Genomic DNA, 18,066 nt, shown 5'->3' on the forward strand with positions numbered 1-18,066 from the left:
GAAAAAAGGGAGAAGAATATCTTCCCCCACCCATTAAGAAAATTTTATTGATCTAGCGGTTTTTCTCCGTATAAGCTTGCAAGCTCTTGAACGCATCTTCCGGTGATTTGCCTGCTAAGATAGATTGGATCGTGTTGTTATATTCGTCCCCAATCTTCGCACCCAGTCCCACATCATAAAAGATGAACATCCCTTTCATTGTGGACATTTGATCTTTTAATTCTTTACTTAACGCTGGCACTTTAGCTGGATCTAAAGTAACTTTAGTAGCTGGAATGTCTCCTTGCTCTTCACCAACACGTTTTTGTGTTTTGTCCTCGGACCATACTTTCAGATATTTAACAGCTGCTTCTTTGTCTTTTGCCGTTGAACTTATCACTAAGTTAAATGCAGGTTGACCCAACCAAGTGTCAATATCCCCTTTTCCATTCGGAAATGTTGGGAATTTAGCAATGCCCACGACATCCTTCACCTTGGAATCGGTATTTACCAACGTATTGATTGCCCAACTGCCAGTAACCATCATGGCCGCTTGCCCATTTTGGAACATGCTCGTCATTGCACTGTTGTCGATACTAAGGAACCCTTCTGGGAACGCCTTCATTTTTGTTAATTCTTGCAATACACGCCCTGTTTCGATGTAAGAAGGATCAAGCCAAGTTCCTTTGCCCTCCATTAATGCATTAAATGGTGCGTCGCCGCCAATCCGATTGGCTACAAATTCACTAAATAAGGCACTAACCCAAGCATCTTTGGCACCCATGGCAATCGGTGTCACTTTATTTTTAACCAACACATCAATCACATGCTTTAACTCATCGTACGTCTTAGGTACCTCAAGGTTATACTTTTTGAAAATGTCTTTATTGTAGTACATAGTAGCTGCCGCGAAATTAACCGGAACACCATAAATTTTGTCATTGAATGTTAATAAATTAAACGCTCCAGAGATAAAGCGATCTTTCCACGCTGGATCTTTATCCAGATATTCATTAAGCGCCAGCACTTTTCCTGAATCCGCATACGTTTTTAATTTACCGGCAGCATGCAGAGTGAACACATCCGGCGCTTCATTTCCAGCGATTTGAGCATTTAATTTCGGATAAAAAGCTGTACTAGGAAGATGTGATACTTCAAAAGTCGCGTTCACATCTGTTCTTGCATTAAATTCTGCAAGCAGATCTTTCTGAATATTGATCCCCTTGTTTTCCGGCTCTAACCAATCAAATTCTTTCATTTTTATCTTATCTTTTGGCTTTGCAGCCGCTTCTGTTACTTTTGGAGCATCACTAGCTTTGGGTGCCTCACTTACTTTCTCGGTCCCGCAAGCAGACAATACTGCAGTGAGTGCAAAAATAGTAGTGATTGATGCTGAAAGCCTTTTAACCTTTTTCATTTAAACCCTCCTCTATCATGTTTTACAATCTAAGCTTAGATGAAATGGGTTCAAACGAGTATGCGGTATTGCCTACTTCTTGGTTGAATCTGCCGACCTCTTCTCATCTTTTCGCGGTAAGGTTAACGTGATCACTGTGCCTTGCCCTATAAAGCTATCAATCTGCAAGCCGAATCTCTTTCCGTAATGCAATTGAACCCGCTGATGGACATTAATCAATCCAATCCCCATACCTGAATCATCAACAGTCACTTGCAAATTTTCCCGAATCTGCGCTAGTCTTTCAGCCTCGATACCGTTTCCGTTATCACTTATGGAGATGATAAATAAGTCATCTTCAAAAAAACCGCGAATATCAATAAGCCCTTGGTCAATCTTCATTTCCATACCATGAATAATCGCATTTTCCACCAACGGCTGCAGAATAAATCGCGGAACTAACAAGGGCAGCGCCATCGCATCTATGTCGATAGAAATGGTAATTTTATCTCCATATCGATAGTGCTGAATATAGACATACTTATTGACGTTGTCCAATTCCTTGTCGAGGGGAATGTACTCTTTTCCCTTGATTCCTTCCCGCATTAAATCACCCAACGCTTTGGATAATTTCCCTACTTCAGGAACGTTATTCATGCGCGCAAGCCAATTGATTGTTTCTAGTGTATTAAAGAGAAAATGAGGGTTAATTTGGAACATTAAGTATTTTAACTGCGACTGTTGTTTCAACAATTCCTCTTGATAAACGGTATTGATTAAATGATGAATACGATCAATCATCCGGTTAAAGTTTCGACTCATAACCCCTATCTCATTGCGGGAATTGTAATTAAATTGAATATCAAAGCGATCTTTCTCCACGTCTTTCATCATCGCGGAGAGCTGACGAATAGGTTTAGATATACTGTTCGACACAAAATAGGCGATTAATAAAGCAACGACAATACAGATAATGAAGATAACAAACATCCAATTTTTCAATTCAATAGACGTTTGGGAGTATTTAGCATCCGGAATGACACTGACGATCTTCCAATCGGTATTCCCGATGGCATGATAAGTAATGATATAGTTAATCCCGTCCATCATCTCGCTAGTATGATCTTGTTCAGGTCCATGCAACACGCGATTTATATACGGGTAATCGGGGGTCGTATTGATCAAGGATTTATTCGAATGTGAAATGATTCTTCCATTCTGATTGATAATATACATTTCGCCTTCATTGTTTAATTTCGTTTGCGCAAAAACCGAATATAAAGCGTCTTCTTTAAGATGAAGTTCAAAATAACCGATTTTCTTCAGGTTTCCTACATCAAACATAGAACTTCTAGCTGTAATCGTTAGCTGCTTGGGGTTCGTATTCATCCAAACTAAATTGCCCTCATTCTCTTTCAGTACATCCCAATCGTGTATGTCCAAATCATTGGATTTCAAGACATTTCCGGATGGAAAGACATCTTTATTTAAAGCGTAAAGGCTGATGTCCTGTATGTCTTCGCTATCAATGATGGCACCATCCAACAAGAGCTTAATTTTGTTGATTTCGTCTAAATATTCCAACTGACTCTGAAAGCCTAGATTGGCTTTTTTAAGAGCATCCCTTATTTCTTTATTCGTAAAAAGGGAATAATACACCCGCTTGACTTCCTTCATCTTGAATTCAATATTTTTGCTTACTTCGGTTAACAAATCAGTGGTGTAAGCGTTTGTTTTTTCCTGTATGAGCGATCGAGATTTTTGATAAGTTAACGTGCCGATCACAGCTAATGGAATAAGGTTCAAAATAAGGAAGGACACTAGTAATTTTTTTTGAATCTTCATGTCTAGTATCCATTGCCGCAACCTGCTTGCTGGCTGGTTACGCATCATTTAAGTGTCCACCTCGTTCATCATGCCTAACAAATAATTGCTTACGAAAATCGTTTGGCGTTTGCCCATAATGTTTTTTAAACATTTGTCCAAAATACCTGGAATCTCGAATTCCCACCCGACTGGCTATTTCAAATACTTTAACCTGGGGGTCTGCTAGCATATCCACAGCTTTTTGCATACGAATTCGGGTGAGTGTATCCGAGAAGTTTTCTCCCGTTTCCTTCTTAAATAAGCGGCTCAAATAATCTGGATGATAATGAAGCATGTCCGCAACTTTGGCAATGGTCATTTCCTGCATGTAATTTAATTCTATATATTCAATGATTTGAGCAATCACTTCATTTAATTTTGATATATCACTATCCGGTACCAACATGCCTTGCAGGGTAAACGAATATTCCTTCAGCTGATGCCGCAGACCAAGCTCTAACGCATTTCGCTGACGGTCTTCTTGAATCACTTGTTTAGCTTTTCTGCAAGCCAACATGATTTCATCTGGATCGGTAGGTTTTAATACAAAACCGACTGCCCCCAATTTTATTGCTGACATTGCGTAATCCAACTGGTGGTACGCCGTAATAAACACCCATTTGATGGATGGATTCTCTACTTGTATCAGCTCCATTAATGCTAGTCCGTCTATACCAGGCATCTTAATATCAGTCAATACTAGATCTGGATGAACAGCTCGAATCAGCTCAAGTGCCTCCAATCCATTAGCCCCTAACCCTACTAAATCAAAGCCTTCTTCTTCCCAATCTAAAGACTGCAAGCCCATTCGAGTGATCGGCTCATCATCAGCAATAATCATCCTAATCACGTATAATCCTCCCACCTGAAGTAAGTGAGTTCATTATCATTGTTTTTGTTTAATAGATCAATGAATATTTGCCACCAAGTTTAATTTATAATAACTATGCCAAAAACGCCCTCATCCATTTGGACGAGAAGCGCTTCTACTCGGTGTGCCATGAGACACATAATCGTTATGCTTTAAAACTTCTTATACGGCAGAAACTTGCCGTTTAATGTGACGATTACACGATCGCCATTCGGATCTTCTCTCTTGTCAATATGCATCTCATAGTCAATGGCGCTCATAATACCATCCCCGAACTTCTCGTTCAGAATTTCTTTGAAAGCAGGACCATACACCATGATAATCTCATATAATCTATATAACGCTGGCTCCGAAGGGGGCATCTGTATGGCGTTCCCGCGAAACGGAGGTGTCGTCAACGAAGCAGTAACTTCCGGACTCAACGCCAAGATTTCACCGACTTTGGCTGCTTGCTCAGGTGCCATCGTCGCTTGACCCAATAAAGCAGTCGCAACCCAAACCTCAGCTGCCCCGACTCGCTCAGCAATTTCCTGCCAAGATAGCTTCTTCTCGGCTTTAGCCTGCAAAATAATCATTGTGCTGTTTGTTCTGTCCATCTTCACACAACCTCCGATATAAACAGATAAGGGTTATACCAACTGCTTTTGGGTTAGTCCCGTTTTGACTTGTTTACGAATTACCCCTACAGATAACAGGATGCTGATTTCATACAGTAATAACATCGGTAAAATAACGAGAACATCGGACAATAAATCGGGAGGTGACAAAACAACCGACATTACGATGAGTATGAAGTAGGCATATTTCCGTGATTTTCTTAGCAGTTGTGGTTTGAGTAACCCAAGGTATGTCAAAAACATGACAACCGCTGGAAGTTCAAATAATACAGCGATGGGAACCGTTAATCGAAACATGAATGTAAAATATCCGCTCACTGTATACATCGTTTGAAACTGATTTTCCGCCAACCCCATCAAAAAATTCATGACCATTGGAAAGAGGATGAAGAAACTAAAACTTAAGCCCGTAATAAACAAAAAAAACAAACCAGGAATAAACGCGAGCGTGGCTTTTTTTGCATTCTCAGGCATCGCCGGAACCATGAATTTCCATACTTGGTATGTGATTAAAGGGATCGTCAAACACAGTGCAGAAGTGGCAGCTATTGCGAAATACACCCAAACCACATCACCTGGACTGAGAATCGTTAATTTTCCATTGACACCCTTTATGAGAAATTGATAAATATCCCCCACGAATAAAAAAGAAAAGAGGAAAAACACAAGAAAGCCAACTCCGCTAACGATGATACGTATACGAAGCTCTTCCATGTGATCAACCAATGACATTGTTTTATCCATCATCTGTCGCCCCCATCTCTTTTCCAGTCATGCTAGCTTTAAACGTTACCATTAAAAAAATGAAGGGACTTATGATTCCGTCCCCACATTTTTCATGTTTTAAGTCATTTTTCATACTTTGTGATCAGATGTTTTCCCTTCTATTTCCTTTTCATCAAGACTCTGAAAGACCTCACGGGAACCTTTTTTAAATTCCGACAACGTCCTTCCGAAAGCACTGCCAATCTCAGGCAGCTTGCGTGGCCCAAAAATGACAAGAGCAATAATGAGAATTAATATCAGACCGGGAACCCCTATATTACTTATCATTTTGTCACCCCTCCATGTATAATGTCATCTAGACTTACTGGTGTCTTACCTCATTTCAACGGCCGATTTGCCGTGAAGATACTCCAGCAATTCATCTTTCAGGTCGTTATAAACGGACTGATGAATCACTTCGCGCCGTACACGGGGACGTTTGATCGGAACGGTGATGACCGTCTCCACGGTTGCGGACGGGCCATTAGTCATCACTACGATCCGGTCGGATAAAAGAATCGCTTCATCAATATCGTGGGTCACCATGATAACGGTATCTGTACCGCCCTTAGAACTGTCATCGCCATTACCGTCTTCCGTGGGCTTCCACAGGCTGACAAGCTCATCTTGAAGACTGGCCCGCGTGAGTGCGTCCAACGCGCCGAAGGGTTCATCAAGAAGAAGCACCTGGGGGCCAACCGCGAATGCGCGTGCAATGGCTGCGCGCTGCTTCATACCGCCGGAGATCTCATCTGGCCGCTTATGCCGGTGCTTCCACAATCCGACCACACTGAGATAATGCTCGACAATAGCGTTCTTTTCAACCCGTGAACGATCGGGAAAAACGGCGTCTACAACCTCGTAAACATTCCCCCATACCGTGAGCCACGGCAAGAGAGAGTAGTTCTGAAAGACGACGCCTCTGTCGGGACCGGGACCGGTAACAGGCGACCCGCCCAGGAGTACCTTACCGGTCGTTTGTTTCTCCAGTCCGGCGACGATATTGAGAATCGTCGATTTACCGCACCCCGAGTGTCCGATCAAGGAAACGAACTCTCCTCTTTCGATGTTCAAGTTGATATTTTGGAGGACTTGGAAATCGCCCTTCTTTGTTGGATATACCTTGCTGATGTTCTCTAAGCTCAGATAGGACATTCCGTCACCCCCCATAGTTGAATCGTTTTTCGATATAATGAAAGCCTCGATCCAAAACAAGACCGACTAGGCCGATGAGCACGATAGCGGAGATGACCCGTTCCAGACTGAGCGCATTCCAGCTATCCCAGACGAAGAACCCGATACCAGTTCCGCCTGAAAGCATTTCTGCTGCGACGATCACCATCCAGGCGATTCCAAGACTCAGCCGCAGACCGGTAAGGATATACGGCAAAGAGAAGGGAATAAGCACCTTTGTCAGGTACTTCCATCTCGAAAAGCGGAAGACCGCAGCTACGTTTCGGTGGTCCTTAGGAACCGACGCGACGCCGAGGGCAGTGTTCACGACCGTCGGCCACAGCGACGTGATGAAGATAATAAAGATCGTGGCCGGACCAACCGAATGAAATACGGCCAGCCCAATGGGGAACCAGGCCAACGGGGACACTGGTCTGAGCACTTGGACAATCGGGCCTAAGAGATTTCTAAAGAATGGCGTCGCACCCATGACGATCCCTAGCGGCACCGCAACTAGCGCGCCCAATAGGAATCCGGTGAACACCCGCATCAGCGAGGCGACAAACTGCAGCCCAATCCCCTTATCGTTAGGTCCGTAGTTATAAAACGGGTTGGCGACAAGCTCCCAGAAAGTGGCTAGCGTACTCATGGGACCAGGAAGTGCTTTACCTGAGAAGCGGCTCGTCACCTCCCACAACAGAATGAGGAGCGCCATGCTCCCGATCAAGTAACCTGTCTTGTGCAGCCCGTTCGTCAGGCCGTTCTTCCAGTGGGGGGGGAAAGCGAGACGTTTCGCTGATAACACCGTATGCGTGACACTTTGTTCCATTTGCTTACTCATCGCGATCAACCTCCGTATTGTTTTAACGAACCAGCCGGATCTTTCGGGTCAAATGTAGCGCCATCCAATTTAAGCTGGAACGGCTTCATGTCGTCGTCGGGAATGGCTATCTTCATTTCGCCCGCGACCTCGCGGTACAGGTCTTTCATGATCAGCTTGTCGGCAATCTCCTCGTATTTCGGGTGTTCGTTCAAGTATTTGAACCGGACGTACTGGCTCATAAAGAACATGGCATGAGCTTTGCGCGGAAAGTTCACACTACCGTCCTTGTGAAAAAGCATGTAGTCGTCCTTGTAGACGTGTTCGCCCAGGTCAGCGCCAAGATCGTATTTACCGAGCAAGCGATTCTCGATCGTTTCGGCTGGGGCGTTAACGTAGGCCTGATGGCCGATCACCTTGGCAGCCTCTTTGCGGTTATCCAAATTATCGAGCCACTTCGACGCTTCGAGGATGGCCTTCATGACGGCCTTCACCTCATCGGTGCGGCCACTCCAAGCCTTGTTGAGGACGAGAGCCTTCTCGGGGTGATCCTTCCAGATGTCCTGGGTGGAAATATGAGTGAATCCTATTTTCTGCGCGACAGCCACTCCACCCCAAGGTTCACCCACGCAGTACCCATCCATATTGCCCACTTTCATGTTGGCAACCATCTGCGGCGGCGGGATCGTGATGATCTTTACCTTGGTCTGGTTTATTCCAGCCGCCCCCAACCAGTAGCGAAGCCACAGGTCATGCGTTCCCCCGGGGAAGGTCATGGCAAAAGTCGTCTCGCGCTCTGCCATTTTCTTTTCGATAATACGCTTGGCCGCCTTCAGGTCTCGAAAGCCGGCATCTTTGAACTCGTTGGAAAGTGTAATCGCCTGTCCGTTCGTGTTGAGCATCATCGCGATCGGCAACTCGCTGCCGGCCGTACCGCCGACCCCAGTGTAGACGGAGAACGGCATACCGAAGAGACAGTGAGACGCATTCAGATCTCCGGAGAGCAATTTATCACGTACCGCAGCCCATGAAGCTTCCTTGGTAACTTCCACGTCCACGCCGTATTTCTTAAAGAGGCCGAGTTCTTTAGCCATGACGACCGAAGCACAATCCGTCAGCGGAATGAAACCAATCTTGATCTTATTTCCCAGCATTGGGGTTGCGCTGTTTGAAACAGTCTTTATCTGTTCAGTCTTATTTACTCCGCATGCGGCAAGCAGGGCGCTAGGTACCAGCAATGCGGCTCCAGCCATACCCGTCTTTTTCAAGAAATCTAGTCTCGTCATCTTATTCTCGCTCATCGGATCTCTCCCTCATCATCGTCAAGTGAAACAATTTGATTTCTTCGTTTATAAACTTAAATAAAATTGCAAGCTTCATTTGTTCCCTTCCTGTGAAATCCCCTTTCCTATCGACCGAAAAATCTCTCTCTAAGCGCTCTTATCCGCCCCCCTAGATCAAAAAGAGCCCTGCACAAACTCTCCCCATTCTGTCCCATAGCCAATCATGCGACGCGAATTGAAAAAAAGTGAATGCAGGGCTCCATTGCCCTAAGTAATGCCGACCTAATTGTCAACATCACCTATGTTACTATTCATAACATAAATAACTAAATATTAACTACTCTGTTCCTCGTAGGTGTTTTATATTTATTATTCTATCCAAAAAATACAATTAGTCAAGACATTTGTGTTATGTTATTTAACATGATTTTCAAATATATTACATAAACATAACATATAAGTTACATCGCGAAATAAACTTAGACAGTTACGATCCTGATGCAAGATTACTTCAGTCAGTTATAACACTTTTCCTGCCGATCGAATGATATACGATCCTCAAACAAAAAAAGGGACCTAGCCAACGGGGCCAGGTCCAAAGTTTATATTAAAAAAGGGGGGTCTTGTTAATTATAATACACCTACTTTGTTAGAGAACTGTAACAGGAATGTTCCAATTGTGTTACAAAAAAGCGATTCTATTCGAATCGCTTTTTTGTAATGGATTTTTTGTACATACTACAGAATGTAAATCTTTAGGAATAGGGGTTAAACAAGTGAAAGTTAATGACGCAATTGTGGAACAAATCAAACAGCAAGCTGTGAAGCTGAGTACCTTCGAAGATTTGGATGTATTGGTGGAAGCAATCGGAGATAAAAGGTACATTTTACTGGGTGAGGCTACGCATGGAACCTCGGAATTTTATAAGCTGCGTATGGAATTAAGCCGTAAGTTGATTGAAACGAAAGGATTTTCTTTTATTGCTGTTGAGGGCGACTGGCCTTCCTGCTATGAGGTTAACCGTTATGTGAAGCAATACAAAGATACTAAGCCGAACTCCCGTCAGGTCTTGGAAGAAGCTTTTAATCGCTGGCCAACGTGGATGTGGGCGAATGAAGAAGTTCTCGAGTTGATGGATTGGCTTAAACAGCACAATGAAGATAAACCGCAGGAACAGCGAGTCGGGTTCTATGGTCTAGACGTCTATAGTTTATGGGAGTCACTGGAAGAGATCGAACGTTATTTGAAGGAAAAAGGCACGCCAGAGCAATTAGCTTTAGCGCGGGAGGCTTTTAAGTGCTTCGACTCTTACGAGAAGGAAGGACAAAATTATGGGGTTTCGGCGGCTTTTTACGGCGAAAGCTGTAAGGATGAGGTTGTGAAGCTGCTTCAAGCGCTTCACGCGAAACGCGTGCGGTACGAAGAAGACAGCGAAGCAGCTCTAAGCGCGGAATTGAACGCGCTTGTTGCTGTGAACGCTGAGGATTACTACCGCACGATGGTTCGTCACGACGCGGACTCGTGGAACGTCCGCGACCGACACATGGTCAGCGCGCTGCGCCGCCTCGTCGACCACCACGGCCCAGACGCCAAAGTCATCGTCTGGGAGCACAACACGCACGTCGGCGACGCGCGTGCAACAGATATGATGGCCGACGGTATGGTGAACGTCGGCCAGCTCTTGCGCGAAGCGCACGGCGAAGCCGATGTGTTCGCTATCGGCTTCGGCACTTACCGCGGCACGGTCATCGCCGCGACATCCTGGGGCGCGCCGATGGCGACGATGCAAGTACCACCTGCCCAGCCGGGCAGCTGGGAGGAGCTTATGCATCGCGCCGGCGCGCATGATCAGATCCTCCTGCTGCACAAGGAGGATCCTATTCTCGGGCACGAGGTGCTGGGGCACCGTGCCATCGGGGTCGTGTACCGCCCTGCTCATGAGAGAGGGAATTATGTTCCCTCTCTTATGGCTCGGCGGTACGACGCCTTCGTGCATGTGGATGAAAGCCATGCGCTTCATCCGCTTACCCTAAAAAAAGTGCTTGTGTGAACTCACACAAGCACTACCTATAACAAAAGCATATCCGCCTACAGCTACACCTATAAATACAACTTTATTGATGCTATTTCCACATGCCCCCTGCAAATGTTCCATAACAGAGACCGTCGATTCATTCATCCAATCTTGCTCTGCATTGAGGTATGTTAAATCGGGATCAATCGTCAACTATGCACAATTGAGGTTGCTGGATGAATAAATCCCTAATGTGTTCAGAAATGTTGTACAAACTGCAACTTCAAGTTGCGAAATAGCCTTTGGGCTTGTGAATTGGTAGAAAATACAACATTGGTAACCACAATAGCCTATTTGCCCTCAAGAAAGCTGAATGACTCTAAAATCGAACTTTGGAGTTTTGATATCCGTTGTGAGGAGGCATAATGAATCAATCGACAGTCTCTAACACACAACCAGCAGCCTTTCACTTGTCATTAATAAGACGTTTTAATCCAACACTCGGTTCCTCCAACGGAAAATACTCTAAACCGATATAGCCAGTGAACCCAGTTTCATCAATGGCCTTGAAAATCTGCTCGTAATTCAACTCGCCATTACTCAGCTCATGTCGCCCTGGATTGCCAGCTGCATGAAAATGGCCTATCCAAGCTATATTTTCACGAATATTCGTAATCAGATGACCTTCGGTAATTTGTTGGTGATAAATATCGAACAGCACTTTCACATGTTGGCTCCCCACCTGCTTCACAATATCGAATGCTTCTTCAGATGAAGCTAAGAAATATCCTTGATGGTTCACAAGTGTGTTCAGCGGCTCTACCAATAATGTTATCCCTTCCCGCTCCAACAACGGCACGCATGCTTTTAGTCCATCAACTAATGACTGACGCTGCGCTTCTCTGGACACGCCTTCTAGTTCCTGACCCACTTGTGAAATGAGCTGAGTGCAATTTAATCGCTTCGCTGCCTCAATGGATTCGGCAAGTCCAACTAGATAAGTTTCACGCATGCTTTCATCGACTAAGCTCACAAATTTGGTACAAAAGGCAGCAACCGAAACACCAGTAGTCTTCACAACACGCGCGACTTCATCCAAATCTTTATTCCACCATGACCAGAATTCAATGGTATCATAGCCAATTTGCTTCACTTCCTTAACACTTTGAGCAAAATCATGCTTGCTATAAACCGCATCCATACAAACGGAGAGCCTCATTGTCATCCTTCTTTCCAAATATACTTTTTTGTGCTGGGGACCAAGCATTTCTGAACTCTCCCTATTGTATGGTAAAATTAAGCAGATGAAAATATGATCCAAGGAGTTTTATTTATGATTCGTTCCCTTGCTATTACCATGGACTTCAATGTGCTCCATAATGTCCCCTTCGAGGAGCTTCTAGGCCCGAACATTAAGTGGTATTGGGTCGACTTTCATAATCCGAACGAGAAGGAAGCGCTGCATCTGAAAGAGCATTTCCATTTTCATCCGCTGACCATAGAGGACTGCTTTTTCTTACTGCAAAGACCAAAGATGGATCACTACGAGAACGTTCACTTTTTTGTCATGCATGCGATTAATGCCATGACACTGGACGCGGAAGAAGTGGACATGTTTCTAGGAAGCAATTACATTGTGACCTTTCATTTGCATGAATCAAGGGAAATTGAAGATGCTTGGAGCCGAATCTCTGAACAAGAACACTTGCGGAATGAAGGTCATATTTATGCGGCTTATTTAATTCTTGATAATTTGGTGGATCAATATTTCCCTAGTGTCTACCAAATCGAAGATCAATTGGATGATATCGAAAATAATTTTGATGCCGAATCCATTGAGACCTTAATGAAACATATTTTTGGTATTCGGGCCAAATTGCTAAAATTACGTCGCACCATCGTGCCCATGCGCGACTTGCTGTACAGGGTCATCAATACAGATCGAATCGAGCATCTTCGCGAGCAGTTAGTCTTTTTCACGGATATTCATGATCATCTGCTCAAATTGTCTGAAATGATTGATTCAAACCGAGAAATGACGGCTGATATGAGGGATAGCTACATCTCCCTAAATTCCAACCGAATGAATACCATCATGAAAACGTTGACCGTAATCACAACGATCTTCATGCCATTAACGTTCATTGCTGGTCTTTATGGGATGAACTTCGCTTATATGCCTGAGCTGAAGTGGCAAGGGGGTTATTTTGGAATTCTCTTGATCATGTTCGGAATTGGATTCGGCATGTTCGCTTGGTTTTGGAAAAAGGGCTGGTTTAAATAGAAGAGCTTACTGATTCTGAGCGATGCTCATCACGGAATTCCTTCCTAAAGCCAGCAGGCGAAACCCCCACTTTTTTCTTAAAAGCTCGACTGAATGCATGAATACCGGAAAATCCTAATTGATCTGCGATTTCCTGAAGCGGCATTAAGGTATGCCTGATCATATTCTTGGCTCGCTCCAGCCGGATTCTCTGGTGATATTGGATCGGACTTACATCGAATACTTTATTAAACAAATGGATCAAATAATATTTACTGATATGGAATCGCTCCGATAGCTCATCCAATTTCAACTCTCGGTGAACGTGAGCCGCGATATAACGTTCCATATCCAATAAGAGCTCTTGCTGAAGACTGTTTTCAAATAATCGTCCGTTCCATGCATGCTCCCTCACTACAGCTGTAATTAACTCCAGCAGACTGCCCTTTAGACGCCATTCATATAATGGCAGCTTCGCTTCAAATTCCGCTATGATTCCAAAAAGCTGCTGCTCCACGCGACTCGGCTCCCTTAATCGAATATGATTCGGGAGATCAATGAGTGCGCCCGACAGTTCATCCTTACGAAACCAACTTCGCTCCGTCTCATCCATATCTTGTAACATTTTAAACGATACCTTGACGTCCTCACTATCCTCCTGCTCGAATAAATCAAAATGCACGTGCGGTTGCCGAATCGGCTTACCACCTACGAGCTGGATGGAGTGCCTCTGTCCAGGCTTAAACAGAAACAAGTCTCCTGGTTTGCCTTCATAGGTCTTGTCCTCGATAGTTACATCAGCCCGACCCTCCATTAGATATAACAGCTCGTAGTCCCAAAGCATTCTTTCTTTTAACATCCAAGGAGATTGTATGATACTATCCATCGCAATACGTACGTATGGGGAGACAGTTTGAAAGCTCACAGAAAGAATCCTTCCTTTTCAGCAATAATGGTTAACTTTTAACTAACTTTGGCTAAATGAACGCGCTTACCTTCATTATATAATGTTTTCAAGCTCGCATAACTATAATGATAGAGGTGGATGTTCCTATGTCGCAATATCAAGGCTTTATCCCTGAACTCTCTGCAGCTCCATTCCTGACACAAGGCCGAACCCGCTGGATCACGGCGGAGAATCCGACCGGAGAGAAGGGAGAAGGAGGGAAAGCAGCAAGCAATTTAGGTATTGCCCGCAAAGGCAGGCCGTGCATCACTTTACCTCAAGGAGAAACGATCGTTTTAGCCGATATTCAAGGAACTGGTATCCTGCAGCACTTCTGGATCACATGTACGAACGCTACCTCCAAGGGGAATTTTGTCCTAAGAGATTTAGTGCTCCGCTTCTACTGGGATGATGAAGCCTCACCTTCCGTGGAGGTGCCGCTTGGCGATTTCTTTTGCAACGGGTTCGGTGAACGCTGTAAGGTGAATTCGCAGCCGATCGTCGTGAATCCCACAGGCGGCATGAACTGCTACTTCCCTATGCCTTTCCGACAATCAGCCAAAATTACGATTGAGAATCAGCACGCCGAGGATATTCACGGCTTTTTCTATCAGTTTCATTATACACTCGTAGATTTGCTCCCGGAGAATACGGCTTATTTTCACGCTCAGTGGAGAAGAGAGAATATCACAACGGAAGGCAAAGATTACACGATTTTGGACGGAGTCAAGGGCAAGGGGAAATATGTTGGCACCTATTTGGCATGGGCGGCATTAGAACGTTATTGGTGGGGTGAGGGGGAAATTAAATTTTATTTGGACGGAGATGAAGAATGGCCGACGCTCTGCGGGACTGGGACGGAGGATTATTTCGGTGGAGCCTGGTGCTTTTACGAAAAAGAAAACGGGATCCCCGTCGAGGTGCCGTACAGCACTCCCTATCTAGGATACCCGTTCTATTCCAAAACGGATTCGACCCTCAAAGAGAAGTTCGGCGAAGATTCCGTACCTATGCATGGACTGTATCGCTGGCATCTTCCAGACCCCATCCATTTTGAGAACGATCTGCGCGTCACGATTCAACAGATTGGACATAACAGCAGAGAGCTTTTCGAACGAACCGACGATGTTTCCTCCGTTGCCTATTGGTATCAGATGGAGCCTCATGCGGATTTCCCCATACTTCTTCCCGTTCACCGGAGATGGCCGCGATAGTTAAACTGGTTCTGAATAATCGGTGAAATCGGAATTATTATCCTGCTTTTACTAGCCATCATCAAACCAGGAGAAAAAGTTAAACCAAAGATATAAAAAAAGAACCTATGGACAGAATTAAAAAACCGGGGATCAAAGGCGAACTTAATCGCCATTGATCCCCGATTCTGCAATCGTTCAAACTTCCCTAAGTGAGCGTTATGTGCTTCGCTTTATACGAACCGCCAATAAATCTACTTCTTCTTCGCGTCATAGGCAGCTTGGTAAATTTCCAGATAACGCTTCAGGTTCATATTATCCAAATTTTTCAGGTAGCCATCCCATTCTTTCTCCAGATTCGCATCTCCGATGATGAAACGTGCAGTCATCTCTTTGACATGATCGGTAATCGTCTTCTCTAGATCGGCTAGCTCCATCGCCTGCTCGTTCGTGAAGAACAGCTGTGGCAGAACAGTATCCAGCTTCTGCTTATAAGGTTCGTATTTGTTTTTCGTTTCATTGTACAAAATAACTTCCAATGGATTTTTCGGATCGGCGACCAAGCCTAAGCGGAAATCATTCGTTCTAAGCGATGGTCCGGTTTGAGACCATTTCACATTTTGCACATTTTGCAGCTTGGCTTCGGTATATTTCCAAATGGCTTGCTTGCCATTGATACCGATCTCACCTTGAGTCGCATATTTCCATTCCACATCTGGACGCCCCTCTGCGTTACGCAGCGTCATCTCCTGCGTATACATCAGATCCGCTAGGCGGAAAGCGGCTTCTGGATTTTTACTCGCTTTCGTAATGACGTAACGCCCTTGAGAGACGCTATTGGTATACGGCGCAACTTGCAAGCCTTTCGGCCCTTTGAGCACTGGAACGGCGGTAACCTCAAGCCATCTTCCGCTCGGTCCGTTAAAAGCTGTGAACGTCCCATTATGCTGGGCTATCGCTGCACCCAATATATTAATATTGGGGTTCTCCCCCATCTGCTTCGCTTGATCCCGATCCTGTGTGAAGGACTGCGGCGCGATCAAACCTTCGGCATACAGCTTGTTTAAGTACTTCAGGCCCTCTTGCCATTCCGGCTTGTTATAAGGCACATCGACCTTGCCGTTATTAAGGTACAAACGATTGGTATTATTAGGGTTTAGTATAAAAGCATTCATAAGGAACGAATCGATATTTACTGCTGGTCCCACCGCTGCACCTGCAAGCGGAATCTCATCGACTTTTCCGTTGCCATTCGGATCCTTTGTTTTAAACTCCTTTAGCACCTTGTACAGCTCATCCGTCGTGGTTGGCACAGCAAGCCCCAATTTATCCAGCCATGGCTTGTAAATCCACATTTTTTGCCCCATCGAACAGTGGAAACACTCGTTCACGAGCGGCAGCCCATATATTTTACCACCCGGCGCCGTAATAGCATCTTTCACTCCAACAACCTGCTCAAACATCTTCTTGGTCTCGACACCATACTTAGCAATATAGGGCGTTAGATCGAGGAAATCCCCTTGGCTGCCATAGATCAGCTGCTGCGTAGGGCTAACGTCAAAGCCCATAATCACATCAGGCAAATCTCCGCTTCCTAGCACCAAATTAAGCTTTTCTACCGCTGATTTCTCCGGGGCAACATCCCATTCAATATGAATGTTCGTCTTCTCCTCTAGGTACTTCGTATATTCATTCGTTGCAAAGTCTTCAACAAATGCACTACCCTTTACTAGAACCTTTAAGGTCGTTTTTTCCTTCGTGATAGGTAATTCCCCTGCTGCAGTCACCCGATCCTCTGACACTTTAGGAGTCGCATCTGATTGCGCTGCTTCCTTATCTGAACAACCGCTTAATACCGAGACTGTACACAAGGCTAACCCTAAGCTTACTACCATCCATTTTTTCATCTAAAAGAACCCTCCCTAGAATTTATTCGTTATAAATTTTTCATTTAATAACTAACCCTTCAACGAACCGATCATGACCCCTTTAACAAAATGCTTCTGTACAAAAGGGTAAATCATCATGAGTGGCAGCGATGAGACGACAATCAGAGAGTATTTAAGCAGTGCACGTAAGCCCTCCCGATTCGCTTCCTGTCCCAGATCGGACAGCATGGCGGGATCTACCTCATTCTGAATGAGTATTTCCCTAAGTACAAGCTGGAGCGGATATAAGCTCGGCTGCTTTAAATAGATCAGCGCATTGAAATATTGATTCCAATAGCCTACCGCCGAATACAGAGTAATGACAGCAATGATGGGACCGGACAGCGGAATAACAACATTCCATACAAACTTGAAATCGTTACAGCCGTCCAGCTGAGCGGCCTCCAGCAGTTCATCCGGTATCGTCGTTTTGAAATAGGTTCTCGTAATAATGACATTGAATACGCTCATCGCCCCTGGCAAAATCATCGACCAGATCGTATTGAGCATGCCGAGATCTTTGACCAGCAGGTAGCTCGGAATGAGTCCGCCGGAAAACATGGTGGTGAACACCAGTAAAAGCATGACAGCATTTTTCCCATACAAGTCTCTACGTGCAAGTGGATAAGCCGCCATTATCGTTAGCGCGACATTGATTACCGTACCCAGAACCGTATAAATAACAGAATTACGAAACGAGCTCCAGATCAGCTTATGTTTAAATACAGCCTCATAACCGTCAAGTGTAGGTTGAACGGGCCACAGCCACACCTTCCCCGAGATGACCGCATCTGGGCTGCTGAAGGATGCGCTTACAATAAACACTAGCGGATACATCACAATAATAAGAAACAAGGTAAGCACCGTGTAGTTGATAACATTAAACCAACGGTCATTGCTAGCCTCACGAATGTTAGCATGCTCCATGATGACGACCTCCCCCTATATGCC

The 18,066-nt window shown here is 44.8% G+C and carries 16 protein-coding genes; 3 read left to right on the forward strand and 13 right to left on the reverse strand.

The window, feature by feature from the left end; translation table 11 throughout:
* Positions 1-52: 52 nt before the first annotated feature.
* The 9 genes from QFZ80_RS26410 to QFZ80_RS26450 form a co-directional block, all read right to left on the reverse strand.
* On the reverse strand, positions 53-1,396 hold the full coding sequence (locus tag QFZ80_RS26410; RefSeq protein ID WP_307561867.1) for an ABC transporter substrate-binding protein: 1,344 nt from the start codon (positions 1,394-1,396) through the stop codon (positions 53-55).
* 72 nt (positions 1,397-1,468) lie between these two features.
* Positions 1,469-3,268: a cache domain-containing sensor histidine kinase gene (locus QFZ80_RS26415; protein ID WP_307561869.1), complete on the reverse strand. Its 1,800-nt coding sequence runs from the start codon at positions 3,266-3,268 to the stop codon at positions 1,469-1,471.
* Positions 3,258-4,082, reverse strand: a complete 825-nt coding sequence (locus tag QFZ80_RS26420; protein ID WP_307555954.1) for a response regulator transcription factor — start codon at positions 4,080-4,082, stop codon at positions 3,258-3,260. The genes QFZ80_RS26415 and QFZ80_RS26420 overlap by 11 nt, the downstream gene beginning before the upstream one ends.
* 182 nt (positions 4,083-4,264) lie before the next feature.
* Positions 4,265-4,708, reverse strand: a complete 444-nt coding sequence (gene cynS, locus QFZ80_RS26425) for a cyanase (protein ID WP_307561871.1) — start codon at positions 4,706-4,708, stop codon at positions 4,265-4,267.
* Positions 4,709-4,741: 33 nt separating this feature from the next.
* A complete protein-coding gene (gene tatC / locus QFZ80_RS26430; RefSeq protein WP_307561873.1) occupies positions 4,742-5,476 on the reverse strand; it encodes a twin-arginine translocase subunit TatC in 735 nt (244 codons plus the stop codon).
* A gap of 108 nt (positions 5,477-5,584) precedes the next feature.
* A complete protein-coding gene (tatA, locus tag QFZ80_RS26435) occupies positions 5,585-5,782 on the reverse strand; it encodes a twin-arginine translocase TatA/TatE family subunit (RefSeq protein WP_307553084.1) in 198 nt (65 codons plus the stop codon).
* Between the two features lie 45 nt (positions 5,783-5,827).
* Positions 5,828-6,649, reverse strand: coding sequence for an ABC transporter ATP-binding protein (locus QFZ80_RS26440; protein ID WP_307553083.1), 822 nt, complete (start codon positions 6,647-6,649; stop codon positions 5,828-5,830).
* 4 nt (positions 6,650-6,653) lie between these two features.
* A complete protein-coding gene (ntrB, locus tag QFZ80_RS26445) occupies positions 6,654-7,508 on the reverse strand; it encodes a nitrate ABC transporter permease (protein ID WP_307553082.1) in 855 nt (284 codons plus the stop codon).
* Between the two features lie 5 nt (positions 7,509-7,513).
* Positions 7,514-8,788 carry a CmpA/NrtA family ABC transporter substrate-binding protein gene (locus QFZ80_RS26450; protein WP_307553081.1) on the reverse strand — a complete coding sequence of 425 codons (1,275 nt, stop codon included), beginning with the start codon at positions 8,786-8,788 and terminating at the stop codon, positions 7,514-7,516.
* A 659-nt stretch (positions 8,789-9,447) separates the two neighbouring features.
* Between QFZ80_RS26450 and QFZ80_RS26455 the strand changes: the two genes are divergently transcribed.
* Positions 9,448-10,821 carry an erythromycin esterase family protein gene (locus QFZ80_RS26455; RefSeq protein WP_307553080.1) on the forward strand — a complete coding sequence of 458 codons (1,374 nt, stop codon included), beginning with the start codon at positions 9,448-9,450 and terminating at the stop codon, positions 10,819-10,821.
* Between the two features lie 430 nt (positions 10,822-11,251).
* Here QFZ80_RS26455 and QFZ80_RS26460 read toward each other — a convergent pair whose 3' ends face one another.
* Positions 11,252-12,052 carry a hydroxypyruvate isomerase family protein gene (locus tag QFZ80_RS26460; RefSeq protein ID WP_307561875.1) on the reverse strand — a complete coding sequence of 267 codons (801 nt, stop codon included), beginning with the start codon at positions 12,050-12,052 and terminating at the stop codon, positions 11,252-11,254.
* Between the two features lie 66 nt (positions 12,053-12,118).
* Here QFZ80_RS26460 and corA point away from each other — a divergent pair, with 66 nt between their 5' ends.
* Complete coding sequence (corA, locus tag QFZ80_RS26465; RefSeq protein ID WP_307561877.1) at positions 12,119-13,069, forward strand: magnesium/cobalt transporter CorA; 951 nt, start codon at positions 12,119-12,121, stop codon at positions 13,067-13,069.
* Here the strand turns inward: corA and QFZ80_RS26470 are convergent.
* On the reverse strand, positions 13,062-13,973 hold the full coding sequence (locus tag QFZ80_RS26470) for a helix-turn-helix domain-containing protein (RefSeq protein WP_307561879.1): 912 nt from the start codon (positions 13,971-13,973) through the stop codon (positions 13,062-13,064). The genes corA and QFZ80_RS26470 overlap by 8 nt on opposite strands.
* Before the next feature lie 128 nt (positions 13,974-14,101).
* Between QFZ80_RS26470 and QFZ80_RS26475 the strand changes: the two genes are divergently transcribed.
* Positions 14,102-15,208 carry a glycoside hydrolase family 172 protein gene (locus tag QFZ80_RS26475; RefSeq protein ID WP_307553076.1) on the forward strand — a complete coding sequence of 369 codons (1,107 nt, stop codon included), beginning with the start codon at positions 14,102-14,104 and terminating at the stop codon, positions 15,206-15,208.
* A 233-nt stretch (positions 15,209-15,441) separates the two neighbouring features.
* On the opposite strand, the gene QFZ80_RS26480 is transcribed toward QFZ80_RS26475, so the two are convergent.
* Together QFZ80_RS26480 and QFZ80_RS26485 are read right to left on the reverse strand one after the other, a co-directional pair.
* Complete coding sequence (locus tag QFZ80_RS26480; RefSeq protein ID WP_307561881.1) at positions 15,442-17,094, reverse strand: ABC transporter substrate-binding protein; 1,653 nt, start codon at positions 17,092-17,094, stop codon at positions 15,442-15,444.
* Between the two features lie 51 nt (positions 17,095-17,145).
* Complete coding sequence (locus tag QFZ80_RS26485; RefSeq protein WP_307553074.1) at positions 17,146-18,042, reverse strand: carbohydrate ABC transporter permease; 897 nt, start codon at positions 18,040-18,042, stop codon at positions 17,146-17,148.
* Positions 18,043-18,066 lie beyond the last annotated feature (24 nt).

Origin of the sequence: Paenibacillus sp. V4I7 (assembly GCF_030817275.1) — a bacterium.
Lineage (GTDB): Bacteria > Bacillota > Bacilli > Paenibacillales > NBRC-103111 > Paenibacillus_E.